The organism is Microbacterium sp. 1S1 (assembly GCF_008271365.1).
In the GTDB taxonomy this organism is placed as follows: Bacteria; Actinomycetota; Actinomycetes; order Actinomycetales; family Microbacteriaceae; genus Microbacterium.
In genome coordinates this window covers 748137-760091 of the sequence record NZ_CP043430.1, presented here as the reverse complement: position 1 = coordinate 760091, position 11955 = coordinate 748137, and the positions used below count along the sequence as shown (strand labels likewise).

General features: G+C 70.6%; 10 protein-coding genes and 1 pseudogene. 7 read left to right on the top strand and 4 right to left on the bottom strand.

Annotated elements, in window-relative coordinates; genetic code table 11:
• Positions 1–75 precede the first annotated feature (75 nt).
• The 3 genes and pseudogenes from FY549_RS03865 to FY549_RS03855 all read left to right on the top strand — a co-directional run bounded on the left by FY549_RS03865 (position 76) and on the right by FY549_RS03855 (position 2470).
• Entirely contained in the window at positions 76–1320 is a 1245-nt protein-coding gene (locus tag FY549_RS03865) for a sensor histidine kinase (RefSeq protein WP_149083910.1), read from the top strand.
• Positions 1317–1939: pseudogene (locus FY549_RS03860) on the top strand (response regulator). The gene FY549_RS03865 and the pseudogene FY549_RS03860 overlap by 4 nt, the downstream one beginning before the upstream one ends.
• A gap of 78 nt (positions 1940–2017) precedes the next feature.
• On the top strand, positions 2018–2470 hold the full coding sequence (locus tag FY549_RS03855) for a DUF2871 domain-containing protein (protein WP_149083909.1): 453 nt from the start codon (positions 2018–2020) through the stop codon (positions 2468–2470).
• 4 nt (positions 2471–2474) lie between these two features.
• On the opposite strand, the gene cycA is transcribed toward FY549_RS03855, so the two are convergent.
• Positions 2475–3944 (bottom strand): D-serine/D-alanine/glycine transporter, encoded by a 1470-nt coding sequence (gene cycA, locus FY549_RS03850; RefSeq protein ID WP_200839045.1) that lies wholly within the window; start codon positions 3942–3944, stop codon positions 2475–2477.
• Positions 3945–4143: 199 nt separating this feature from the next.
• Here cycA and FY549_RS03845 point away from each other — a divergent pair, with 199 nt between their 5' ends.
• Together FY549_RS03845 and FY549_RS03840 are read left to right on the top strand one after the other, a co-directional pair.
• Positions 4144–5616 (top strand): MATE family efflux transporter, encoded by a 1473-nt coding sequence (locus FY549_RS03845; protein WP_149083908.1) that lies wholly within the window; start codon positions 4144–4146, stop codon positions 5614–5616.
• Between the two features lie 114 nt (positions 5617–5730).
• Positions 5731–6132, top strand: a complete 402-nt coding sequence (locus tag FY549_RS03840) for a hypothetical protein (RefSeq protein WP_149083907.1) — start codon at positions 5731–5733, stop codon at positions 6130–6132.
• A 3-nt stretch (positions 6133–6135) separates the two neighbouring features.
• Here FY549_RS03840 and FY549_RS03835 read toward each other — a convergent pair whose 3' ends face one another.
• Together FY549_RS03835 and FY549_RS03830 are read right to left on the bottom strand one after the other, a co-directional pair.
• Positions 6136–7845, bottom strand: a complete 1710-nt coding sequence (locus tag FY549_RS03835; RefSeq protein WP_149083906.1) for an AMP-binding protein — start codon at positions 7843–7845, stop codon at positions 6136–6138.
• A 42-nt stretch (positions 7846–7887) separates the two neighbouring features.
• Positions 7888–8355 carry an Lrp/AsnC family transcriptional regulator gene (locus FY549_RS03830; RefSeq protein WP_149083905.1) on the bottom strand — a complete coding sequence of 156 codons (468 nt, stop codon included), beginning with the start codon at positions 8353–8355 and terminating at the stop codon, positions 7888–7890.
• Between the two features lie 112 nt (positions 8356–8467).
• Here FY549_RS03830 and FY549_RS03825 point away from each other — a divergent pair, with 112 nt between their 5' ends.
• A complete protein-coding gene (locus tag FY549_RS03825) occupies positions 8468–9706 on the top strand; it encodes a trans-sulfuration enzyme family protein (protein ID WP_149083904.1) in 1239 nt (412 codons plus the stop codon).
• Between the two features lie 150 nt (positions 9707–9856).
• Complete coding sequence (locus FY549_RS03820; RefSeq protein ID WP_149083903.1) at positions 9857–11284, top strand: hypothetical protein; 1428 nt, start codon at positions 9857–9859, stop codon at positions 11282–11284.
• Between the two features lie 93 nt (positions 11285–11377).
• On the opposite strand, the gene FY549_RS03815 is transcribed toward FY549_RS03820, so the two are convergent.
• Positions 11378–11848, bottom strand: a complete 471-nt coding sequence (locus tag FY549_RS03815) for an acyl-CoA thioesterase (RefSeq protein WP_149083902.1) — start codon at positions 11846–11848, stop codon at positions 11378–11380.
• Between the last annotated feature and the right edge of the window lie 107 nt (positions 11849–11955).

The window sequence follows — 11955 nt, the reverse complement described above, 5'->3', positions numbered from 1 at the left end:
CCGCCAGCCGGCGATTCGAACCGGGTCGACCGAAGGATGGAGGCGTGCAGGGGCCCGGCGGACGAGAATGTCAGCATGCCGACCGGAGACATCGCGGAGACCGACCACCCCGGAGGGCGGGCGGGAGCACGCACGCGCTCCTGGGGGCGGCTCGTCACGTCGCTCCGCATCGGCCAGGCGGTCATCACCGTCGTCCTCACGGTCGTCGGCGTCGTGCGCTCGCTCGTCGACGGGGTCCCGATGCCGGGTCTCCTCGCGATCGCCCTCGCCTTCCTCGGCTGGTACGGCGGCGGGCTCCTGCTTTCGTCTCGAACGGACGACCGCGCTCTCGCCGCGGGCTGGCTGCTCGGGCTCACGGTGATCTGGCTGGGTGCGGTGGCGCTGTCGCCGGAGTTCGTCTGGCTCGCGTTCTCGCTGTGGCTGCTCGCCGGCTTCCTGCTCCGGCTGCGCTGGGCCGCCACGCTCAGCATCCTCATCCTCGCCGTCGTCATCGGCGCACCCCTGCTGCACACCGGGACCACCACATACGCGAACGTGATCGGACCGCTGGTGGGGGGCATCTTCGCCCTCGGCATCTCCCGCGGCTACCTGGAACTGGTCCGCGACGGACGGGAGCGACGGCGACTCATCGCCTCCCTCGTCGCCACGCAGCGGGAGATGGCGGCCCTCCAGGACGAGCTCGCCCGCACCCAGCGGGAATCCGGCGCCGCAGCGGAGCGTGCCAGGGTGTCCCGCGACATCCACGACACCGTCGCCCAGAGCCTGTCGTCCATCGTCCTGCTCGCGCGGTCGGCGCAGGAGCACGAGGACGGCCGGGGTCGGGCACTGGGGCAGATCGGGGAGCTCGCGGCGGAGGGGCTCGCCGACGCGCGCCGCATCGTGGACGACCTCATGCCCGTCGAGCTGGACGGCTCCGCGCTGAGCGATGCCCTCGCACGTATGCTGGACCGCCTGACGGCCGAGACCGGGATCACGACGGCCCTCCACGTCGATGAGGAGCTCCCGGCCCTGGGTCTCGACACCGAGGTCGCTCTGCTGCGGACGGCGCAGTCGGCGCTCGCCAATGTGCGCAGTCATGCCGCCGCGTCCCGTGTGGTGGTGACGCTGGCGGATGCCGGCGACGCCGTGCGACTGGACGTGGTGGATGACGGCCGCGGCTTCGACCCGTCCCGACTGGAGTCGGCGGGGCCGGGCGGTGGGTACGGGCTGCGCGCGATGCGGGCCCGGCTGCGCGAGCTCGGCGGCGGACTCGACGTGGAGAGCACGCCCGGGGACGGCGCCGCGCTCTCCGCGCATCTGCCCCTCGGAGGCCGGTCGTGACTCCCGTGCGCGTTCTTCTCGTCGACGACCACCCGATCGTGCGCGCCGGCGTCCGTTCGCTCTTCGACCGCCGCGACGACGCGGAGGTCGTGGGGAGGCGGCGTCGGGGGAGGAGGCGGTCACGCTCGCCCGGCATCTCCGCCCCGATGTCGTCCTCTGCGATCTGCGGCTGGGGGCGGGCATGGACGGGGTGCAGACGACGGCGGCGCTCCGCGCTCTCGACCCGGCCCCGGCTGTTCTCCTCCTCACGACGTTCGACCGGGACGCCCAGATCCTCGGCGCGATCGAGGCGGGCGCGGCAGGCTACCTCCTCAAGGATGTCGACCCGGAGGACATCGTCCGGGCGGTCCGCCAGGCCGCATCCGGCGGGCAGGTGCTGACGCCGGAACTGACCGCGCGCGTCGGCCGGGCCCTCCGCGCCCCACGGGTGCAGCTCACGGGACGCGAGCTCGACGTGCTCCGGCTCCTGGACACCGGAGCCTCGAACCGGGAGATCGCGAAGGCCCTGTTCGTCACCGAGGCGACCGTGAAGACGCACCTGGTGCACGTCTTCGAGAAGCTCGGGGTCGACAGCCGTGCGAAGGCGGTCGCGGTCGCCCGCGACACCGGACTGCTCTGAGCGCGCCGGTCTCAACCGTTCGATGGATCCGCGGCGCGGGTCGCGCGGAGAGGCTGGAGGCAGACAGAAAGGACACTCATGCGCAGGCTCTTCACCGCCGCGTTCGCCTCCATGCTGGTGGGCGTCGCCTCCGGACTCTTCTACCGCGAGTTCACCAAGATCAATGGATTCCCGGAGGGGGCCCCGACGCAGCTCGGACTCGTGCACACGCATCTGCTCGTGCTCGGCTTCGTCGTCTTCCTCGTCGTGATGCTCCTGGAGAAGGCGTTCGCGCTCTCCGAGAGCCGCCTGTTCGGCTGGTTCTTCTGGACCTACACCACCGGGCTCGTGCTGACCTCGGCGATGCTCGTCTGGCACGGGTGCCTGACCGTTCTCGGGCAGGAGTCGACGAAGATGATCGCCGGCATCGCGGGCGTGGGACACATGCTGCTCGCCGCCGGCATGGTGCTGCTGTTCCTCGCGCTCCGCCCCCGCGTCGTGGGACCGAAGGTCGCGACCTCGCAGCCCCCGACGCTCGAGTCGGTGGCCTGACGCGTCAGTCGGCCGGGATCGAGTCGTCGCGCAGGTACGCGATGTGGGCGGCGTGGCGCTCCAGGTGGTGCGGGGACTTCCGGACGAACAGCCAGGCGACGACGAGGATCGCGAACCAGATCGGCGTCACGAGGAGGGCGGTCAGCGTGTCCGGCTGGGTGGTCAGCGCCCACAGGATGAACAGGAAGAACGCCAGCACCACGAACACCATGAAGACGCCGCCCGGCATCTTGAACGCCGAGGTGGCCGCCTTCTCGGGGCGCCGGCGCCGGTACACGAGGTAGCTGCACAGGAAGATCGTCCACACGAACATGAAGCACACGGCCGAGACCGTCGTGACCATCTCGAACGCGGTGCCGATGTCCTTGCCGGCGTACAGCAGGACCACACCGGAGAGCAACAGGATGCACGAGAGGAACAGGGCGTTCTGTGGCACGCGGCGCCGCGAGAGGCGGGCGAAGACCCGAGGGGCGTCGCCGTCCTGCGCCAGTCCGAACACCATGCGCGACGTGGAGTAGATGCCCGAGTTCGCGCTGGACATCGCGGAGGTCAGTACCACGAGGTTGACGACGGTGGCCGCGATGCCGAGCCCGGCCAGGGCGAACATCGCGATGAAGGGGCTCTCCCCGGCGACGTACTCGGTCCACGGCGTGACGGACATGAGCACGATGAGCGCGCCCACGTAGAAGAGGAGGACGCGGATGGGGATGGCGTTGATGGCCTTCGGAAGGTTGCGCTTCGGATCCTTGGTCTCCGCGGCGGCCGTGCCGACGAGTTCGATTCCCACGAACGCGAACACCGCGATCTGGAAGCCCGCGACGAAGCCGAGGAAGCCATGCGGGAACATGCCGCCGTGCTCCCACAGGTTGGCGAAGCTCGCGGTTCCGGCGTCGTGCGAGAACCCGGTGACGATCATCACGAGGCCGGTGACGATGAGGGCGACGATCGCGACGATCTTGATCAGGGCGAACCAGAACTCCATCTCGCCGAACGCGGCGACGGTGGGCAGGTTGAGCGCCAGCAGGATCACGACCACGAGAAGACCGGGGATCCACAGGGGGATGCCGGGGATGAGCGCATCGGTGTACCCGGCGATCGCGATCACGTCGGCCACGCCCGTGACCACCCAGCAGAACCAGTAGGTCCAGCCGGTGAAGAAGCCGGCCCAGGGGCCGAGGAGGTCACTCGCGAAATCGCTGAACGACTTGTACTTCAGGTTCGACAGCAGCAGCTCGCCCATCGCCCGCATGACGAAGAACAGCATGAACCCGATGATCATGTAGACGAAGATCACGGACGGTCCGGCGACGGAGATCGTCTTGCCGCTGCCCATGAAGAGGCCGGTGCCGATCGCCCCTCCGATCGCGAGGAGCTGGATGTGCCGGTTGCTGAGCGCACGCCGCAGGTGCTCCTCGCCTCCGGCTCCGGTCTGCCCCTGGCGGATGGCCCCCGTGTCTTCCTTCGTCACGCTCATCTCCTCCGGTCCTCGTCGACACCGTCGCCCACACCCGCGCGTCGGCGACTGATGCAGAGTAACCACCGGGGTGCGCTCGTCCGAAATCGAGACTCGTCCTCCGGCATACCGACAGCGGTGTGTTCCCTCCGAACGAAACGATTCGATAAACTGGATGCACCCCCGATCCGTCCCTCCTTTCCCTGCGAGCCCTACCTTCATGGCCACCACCCTCACCACGGGCCGCCCGTGGCGCGTCATCCTCGCCTTCTCGATCCCGCTCCTGCTCGGCAACGTCGTGCAGCAGCTCTACCAGTTCGCCGACGCGATCGTCGTCGGACGTCACCTCGGCGTCCAGTCGCTGGCCGCCGTCGGCGCCACCGGAAGCCTGCTCTTCCTGCTCCTCGGCTTCGCCTGGGGTCTCACGAGCGGCTTCGCTATCCCCATCGCCCAGGCCTTCGGCGCCCGCGACGACGCCGCCGTCCGACGCTCCGTCGCCACCGGCGTTCTCCTCAGCGGCATCACGAGCGTGGTCCTCACCGTCGTCGCCCCGCTCATCGCGGGGCCGATCCTCGCGCTGCTGCAGACGCCGCCCGAGCTCATGGCCGAGGCGACCGTGTTCACGCAGATCAGCTTCCTCGGCGCGGGCGCGACGATGTTCTTCAACTACCTCTCCGCCATCATCCGCGCGATCGGCGACTCGAAGACGCCGCTCGTCTTCCTCACGGTGTCGTGCGCGCTCAACGTCGGCCTCGTCGTGCTCATGGTCGGCCCGCTGGAGTGGGGGGTCGCGGGAGCCGCCCTCGCCACCGTCGTCGCGCAGGCCGTCTCGGTCGTCCTCTGCCTGGAGTTCGTGCGCCGTCGGCTGCCCATGCTCCATCTGCGGCGGTCGGACTGGCGCATCTCCCGGACCGACATCGCCGACCACCTGCGCCTCGGTCTCCCCATGGGCTTCCAGGCCTCTATCATCGCGATCGGCACCCTCACGGTGCAGGTCGCCCTGAACACGCTCGGCGCGGACGCGGTGGCGGCCTACACGACCGCGTCCCGGGTCGACAGCCTCGCCGTGGCACTGCTCTCCTCGCTCGGCCTGGCCGTGTCGATGTACGCGGCCCAGAACCACGGTGGTCGTCGCCCCGACCGCATCCGGCGTGGCGTGATCGAGGCCACCTGGATGGCGGTCGGCGCGGCGATCGTCCTGGGCGGTCTGCTCATCGCGTTCGGTGCGCCGATGGTCCGGCTGTTCGTCGGCGACGGCTCGGACGACGTCGTCGCCATGGCTCACCGGATGCTCATCATCAACGGCTGCGGCTACTGGGCGCTGGGCATGCTCTTCGTGCTCCGCGGCGCGCTGCAGGGGCTCGGGCACACGCTGGTGCCGACGGTGACCGGTGTGATCGAGCTCGTGATGCGCGTCGTCGCCGCCGTGGTCCTCGGCGCGATGATCGGGTTCGACGGCGTGGCCCTCAGCAACCCGCTCGCCTGGGTGGGAGCGATCGTGCTGCTCGTGCCGGCGTACCTGAAGGCGCATCGCGAGCTCGCCTCGCAGCCGGTCGCACCGGCCGAGGCGACCGAGACCTCCGCGATCGCGATCGTCGGTCCCACCGACGGCTCGATGGTCGTCGACGCGGTCGTCACCCGACCCGTTCCGGTCGTGCGCCCCCGCCGGCTCCGGTGGCCGAGCCGGCGCTGAGCCGCGGATATCCCCCGGAAGGATGACCCGGATCGGACTTGAGACGGATGGCCTCCCGGGGAGACACTTCTAGTGTCGAAGGTGCGGAGGGGTTCCGCCGGACGGGGGGTCGTCATGACAACAGTGGGAGTGGCCAGAGACCTGGCCTCGATCCTGGTACCGATCGGGTACGTGGGGGCGGCATTGGCCGCGGTCTGCGCGATCGTGGCCGCGATCGCGATCATCCGCGGGGCCGGGGGGCTCGCGGGAGGCGCGGTCGGCCTGTGGATCGTGTGCGCGCTGATGAGCTTCACCGCGAGCTTCGGGAACCAGTGGCTCCCGCTGATCCTGGCCGGAGCGTCGCTCGTGGGCATGCTCGTGATCGGCGGGATCGTGCGCGCGATGCTCACGGCCGGCGGTTTCGAGGCGCGACGCAAGGTCGCGCGGGTGAAGCCTGCGACGCCGGCCACGACGACGGCCACGCTCAAGACCGTTTCGACCGCGACGCCCACGGCGCCGGTCGCCGTCGTCTCGTAGCGCTCAGCGGTAGTCGCGGTCGCGGTGCTGCCGCGACTCGTCGCCCGCGGCCACACGGTCGCTCTCGCGTGCCCGGAGCTCGACGCGGCGGATCTTCCCGGAGATCGTCTTCGGCAGTTCCGGCACGAACTCGATGATCCGCACCCAGAGGTGGGACGACAGCCGCTCGTGCGCATAGCCGAACACGGCTCGGGCAGCGGCGGTCTCGTCAGCCTGCGCGTCGGGCGTCAGGCAGACGTAGGCCTTCGGCACCGCCAGTCGCGTGGGGTCGGGGCTCGGGATCACCGCCGCCTCGACGACGAGCTCGTGCTCCAACAGCACGGACTCGAGCTCGAACGGGGAGATCTTGTAGTCGGAGGCCTTGAACACGTCGTCGGAGCGGCCGACGTAGGTCAGGTAGCCGTCGGCGTCGCGCACGGCGATGTCGCCGGTGCGATGGAAGCCGCCGGCACGGGACTCCGCCGTCTTCTCCGGATCGTCGTAGTACCCCGCCATGAGGCCGAGGGGCGGCTGTGTGAGGTCGAGCGCGATCTCGCCCTCGTCCTCCACGACCTCGCCGGTCGCCGGATCGAGCAGCACGACCGGGTACCCGGGCAGCGGGCGGCCCATCGACCCGACCTTGACCGTCTGGCCGGGGGAGTTGCCGATGCAGGCCGTCATCTCCGTCTGGCCGAAGCCGTCCCGGATGGTGCCTCCCCAGGCGTCGCGCACGCGGTCGATGACCTCGGGGTTCAGCGGCTCGCCGGCGCCGACGAGCTCGCGCGGCGGGTGCGTGAGCCGGGAGAGGTCGGCCTGGATGAGCATGCGCCAGACCGTCGGCGGGGCGCAGAACGTCGAGACGTGGTGGGTGTCCATGACCTCCATGAGCGTGTTCGCGTCGAAGCGGTCGTAGTTGTAGACGAACACCGTCGCCTCGGCCAGGAAGGGCGAGTAGAAGCTCGACCAGGCGTGCTTGGCCCACCCGGGGGAGGAGATGTTGAGGTGCACGTCGTCCGGCCGCACCCCGAGCCACCACATGGTCGACAGATGGCCGACGGGGTAGGAGACGTGGGTGTGCTGCACGAGCTTCGGCCGGTTCGTCGTGCCGGACGTGAAGTACAGCAGAGCGGTGTCGCCGGCCGGGGTCGGGCCGTCGGGGGTGAACTCCTCCGTCGACTCGTCCGCGTCGGCGAACCGCTTCCAGTCCGCGGGGAGGTCCGTACCGACCCCGATGCGCAGGACGCCCGCGTCGATGCCCGTGAGGCGATCGGCGAGGGCGCCGAGGGTGACCACGGCGCCGGCGCGGCCGTGCTCGATGCGGTACGCGAGATCGGAGGCCGACAACAGCGTCGAGGTCGGGATCGACACCGCGCCCAGCTTCGTGATCGCGAGCATCACCTCCCACAGCTCGATCGTGTTGTTGAGCATGACGATCACGTGGTCGCCGCGGCCGATGCCGAGACCGCGCAACCAGGCGGCGACCTGGTCGGAGCGGGCGGACAGCTCCCCGTACGTCCAGGAGCGGAGGCTGAGGTCGGCCTCGACGATCTGCACGGCCGGGCGGTCGGGCTTCTCGCTTGCGATGACGTCGAACCACTCGAGCGCGAAGTTGAACGCGTCCAGCTCCGGCCAGACGAAGTCCCGGCGGGCGGCGTCGTAATCCGTGGCGTGCGAGAAGAGGAGGTTCCGCATCCGGCGGATCGCTTCGGTGGCGGGGGTGGCGCGACGGCTCATGGTGCTCCTTTGCAGCGGCGTCCCTCCATCCTGCCCCCTCGTTCAGCGGGGGAGGAAACCGGTCCCGTCGCGCAGCTCGAACACGAGCTGGGTCTCCGTGCCGCGGACCACGGGATGCACGGTGATGTGCTCGAGCACGATGTCGCGCAGGGCCGTCGCGTCCTGCACGGCCACGTGCACGAGGAAGTCGTCCACGCCAGCGACGTGGAACACCTGGAGCACCCGCGGGATCGCGACGAGGGCGTCGAAGAGCGCCGTGACCTTCGGCCCGGTGTGGTGGGCGAGGCGGACCTTGATGATGGCCTGCAGCGGGTAGCCGAGGGCGGAGCCGTCGAGGCGGACGCGCGTGTCGCGGATCACGCCCCGGTCCCGCAAGGCGCGGATACGGTGCGCGCAGGTGGACTCCGCCAGGCCGAGGCGATGCGCGAGCGCCTTGTTCGTGACGGTCGCATCGCGACTCAGCGCAGCCAGTAGTTCGAGGTCGATCTCGTCGAGTTGGGCTTTCGCCAACGTGTCCTCCTTCGTGGCGCTGGATCTTGCACAGAATAGCGAGGATCGTCGAATCGATGAGTTGTTCTGTCGAAGATCAGCGAGAACGTCGTGATTCCGCCACCGTGGAAGGATGATCGCACCGCTGCATCCCGACACCGTGGCCGTCCACAGCGGCCGCGCCGACCTCGAGGGGCTCGGTGTCCACGCCCTGCCGATCGACCTCTCCACGACCAACCCGCTGCCCGACGTCGAGCGCGGCGGTGACTCGTACGAGGCGATGGCTACCGGCGGCCGCCCGCCCCAGGACGGCAGCATGGTCTACGCCCGGCTCTGGAACCCGACCGTGGCGCGGTTCGAGGACGCCCTGGCCGAGCTCGAGCACGCCGAGGCCGCCGTCGCCTTCGGCTCCGGGATGGCGGCCATGACCGCCGTGCTCCTCGCGCACACCGGCGCCACGGGCGCGCGGCACGTGGTCGCGGTGCGCCCGCTGTACGGAGGGACCGACCACCTGCTCGGCTCCGGGCTGCTCGGCGTGGAGACGACGTACTGCCGCCCCGACGGGGTCGCGGCCGCCGTGCGCGCGGACACCGGGGTGATCGTGGTGGAGACCCCGGCGAATCCGACACTCGAGGTCGCGGACATCGCGGACGTGGTGCGTCAGGCGGGCGCGGTGCCGGTGGTCGTCGACAACACGTTCGCGACGCCCGTGCTGCAGAACCCGATCGACCACGGCGCCGCGATGTCGCTGCACAGCGCCACCAAATACCTCGGCGGCCACGGTGATGTCATCGCCGGCGTCGTCGCCTGTGACGAGAGGACCGCGGAGGCGCTGCGTCGAGTGCGTGCGGTGACCGGGGGGCTCCTGCACCCGCTCGGTGCCTACCTGCTCCACCGCGGTCTCACGACTCTGCCGATCCGCGTGCGGCATCAGCAAGAGAGCGCTCGTCGCATCGTGCAGTGGCTGGTCGACCGGCCCGAGGTCGCCGAGGTCTTCTATCCCGGGCTCGACGGCGATCCGCGGGGCATCCTCGAACGCCAGCTCCGCGGACCGGGGGCGATGATCGCCCTGCGGGTGCGCGGTGGCTATGCCGCGGCCGCGGCGGTGGCCGGGGCGACCCGCCTCTTCACGCACGCCGTGTCGCTCGGAGGCGTGGACTCCCTCATCCAGCACCCCGCCGCGCTGACGCACCGCCCGGTCCCCGCGGAGGCGCGTCCCGGGGCCGACGTCCTGCGCTTGTCCATCGGCCTCGAGAACGTCGACGATCTGCTCGCCGACCTCGCGAACGCCTTCGCCACTCTCGCCGACCCACCCCTTTCCGCGCGACCCACCCCGGAAAGTGCGTCACATATGGGGGTGGCTCGCACATAAGGGGGCGGGTCGGCGATTGTGCGAGGCCGACAAGAAACTGAGTACCGGCGATGGTGGTACTTGGTACCTGGCGGCAAAACCGGCGGGACGAGGAGAGGGCGGCCCTACAGTCGCGGGTGGCAACGACGCCACTGACCTCGGGAGTCCTCAATGACGAGTGAAAAGACCCACGCGCACGGCCTCGGCATGCGCATCGCCGTGATCGTCCTCAGTCTTCTGCTGGCGGCAATGGTGCTGCTGTTCTTCGCCACGATGAGCAAGGTGTCCGCGGGCGCCTCGGAGCTCGCGGAGGGCACGACCGCCGCGCATGGAGGATCCTCGGACCTCGCCGAGGGAGCCGCCGACCTCGCCGCGGGAGCCGACGAGCTGGCCGCGGGCACGCAGGATCTCGCGGCAGGCACCGCGACGGCGCAGCAGGGATCAGCGAAGCTCAGCGACGGGGCGACCGCCGCCGCCGCGGGCGCCACCACCCTCGCCGAGGGCGCGGGCACCCTCGCCGCGGGAGTCGCCACCGCTCTCGACGGCGCCGGACGGGTGAGCGGCGGAGCGCAGACGGCGCTCGCCGGATCGCAGGAGCTCGCCGCGAAGATGGCGGCGGCGGATGCCGGGGCCCGACAGCTCGTCGACGGCGCGACCACTCTCGCCGCCGGTGTCGACGGCGCCCACCGGTACGCCAACGGTGTGCTCGAGGGTGCGACGACCCTCAGCACCACGCTGCGCGCCGGAGTGAGTGCCGACGTGCAGAAACTCGCCCATCCGGACACGAAGGCCCTGCTGACGGGCGTCGCGACGAGCGCCCCCGGCAACGCGCGGACGCTCGCCGCCGGTCTGCAGGGTCTCCTCGCCGCGAACCCCGACGACGTGCAGCTCCAGCAGCTCGCGGTGCTTGCCGCGGGCGTCGAGAAGCAGGTCGGCGCGCTGGCCGCCCCCGCCGCGGCTGCTCCGGGTCTCGCACAGGGACTCATCGGCGCCGCCGACGGCTCCGCTCGCCTCACGGCCGGCGTCGGCGCGCTCATCAACGGCGACGCCTCGAAGGGCTGGCCGGGGACCGTGGCGCTGGTCTCGCCGAAGGGCGCTCCCGCCCTGGTCGCCGGAGCGCAGACGCTGCAGGACGGCACGTCCCGGCTCGCGGCGGGCGCGGCGGATCTCTCGTCCGGGCTGCAGACCCTCTCCACCGGAGCCTCGTCGCTGTACTCCGGCACCGCAGAACTCAGCGCCGGCGCGGCACGGCTCGACGAGGGTGCCGGGTCTCTGGCCACGGGCGTCGGCGCGCTGCAGTCGGGAGCCGGCGACCTCCGGTCCGGGATGACCGAACTCCGCACCGGTGCGGACGCGGTCGCCGAGGGTTCCGGCACCCTGGCGGGCGGGAGCGCGAAGCTCGACGCCGGTGCTGCCGATCTCGCCGCGGGTAACGGACGCATCGCGGACGGCTCCGGCACCCTCGCGACGGCCACGGCGGGCGCCGCGCCCTCTCTGCTCCCGTGGATCCTCGGGATCGGTCTGGTCGGCCTGATCGCGGTCGGCTTCTGGATCGGCCACCGCGTCACCCACCGTCGCGCGGTCCTCGCCGTCGCCTGACCGTCGACCTACCCCCTTCCGCGCGACCCACCCCCTTAAGTGACGCACTTATGGGGGTGGGTCGACCTCAAGGGGTGGGTCGGCGAGGAAGAGTCAGGGCTTGGGCAGGGAGATGGTGCCGGTGGCGATGCGCTCGGTCGGCATCCGGTCGCGGTCGTAGGTGATCTCGTCGTAGCCGTGCGGGGTCGGCAGGCCGTCTTCGCCGATGCTGACGAACACGATCTCGTCGATGGTCAGGATTCGCTTACGGGTGATCATGTTGCGCGCGACGGCCCTCATCGTGAGCGAGGTGATGCCGAAGCGCGTCGCCTGCAGACCGATCTCGATGAGGTCTCCCTGCACGGCGGACGCCTCGAAGGTGATGGCGGAGATGTGCCGGGTGACCACGCGGTAGTTCCCGAGCTGCACGATCGCGTAGATCGCCGCTTCCTCGTCGATCCACTTCAACAGGCTCCCCCCGAACAGCGTGCCGTTCGCGTTGAGATCCTCCGGGCGCACCCATTTTCGGGTGCGGAAGTTCAGGCCGTCCTCGGACTGCCATGCGGGTGCTTTCTGCTTCGCCATGCCCCGAGGCTAGGCGGGGCGTGCGTCGGCGGTGTTACGCCGCGTTTTCGGGCGGATGCACGCGACGCCGCCCACAGCGGATCTGCTCCGGGCGGATTCGCCCCCGC

What these genes read in the sequence shown, in the direction of transcription:
- FY549_RS03865 (WP_149083910.1), top strand. Translation starts at nt 76, where the DNA reads ATGCCGACCGGAGACATCGCGGAGACCGACCACCCCGGAGGGCGGGCG.
- FY549_RS03855 (WP_149083909.1), top strand. Translation starts at nt 2,018, where the DNA reads ATGCGCAGGCTCTTCACCGCCGCGTTCGCCTCCATGCTGGTGGGCGTC.
- cycA (WP_200839045.1), bottom strand. Translation starts at nt 3,944, where the DNA reads ATGAGCGTGACGAAGGAAGACACGGGGGCCATCCGCCAGGGGCAGACC.
- FY549_RS03845 (WP_149083908.1), top strand. Translation starts at nt 4,144, where the DNA reads ATGGCCACCACCCTCACCACGGGCCGCCCGTGGCGCGTCATCCTCGCC.
- FY549_RS03840 (WP_149083907.1), top strand. Translation starts at nt 5,731, where the DNA reads ATGACAACAGTGGGAGTGGCCAGAGACCTGGCCTCGATCCTGGTACCG.
- FY549_RS03835 (WP_149083906.1), bottom strand. Translation starts at nt 7,845, where the DNA reads ATGAGCCGTCGCGCCACCCCCGCCACCGAAGCGATCCGCCGGATGCGG.
- FY549_RS03825 (WP_149083904.1), top strand. Translation starts at nt 8,468, where the DNA reads ATGATCGCACCGCTGCATCCCGACACCGTGGCCGTCCACAGCGGCCGC.
- FY549_RS03820 (WP_149083903.1), top strand. Translation starts at nt 9,857, where the DNA reads ATGACGAGTGAAAAGACCCACGCGCACGGCCTCGGCATGCGCATCGCC.
- FY549_RS03815 (WP_149083902.1), bottom strand. Translation starts at nt 11,848, where the DNA reads ATGGCGAAGCAGAAAGCACCCGCATGGCAGTCCGAGGACGGCCTGAAC.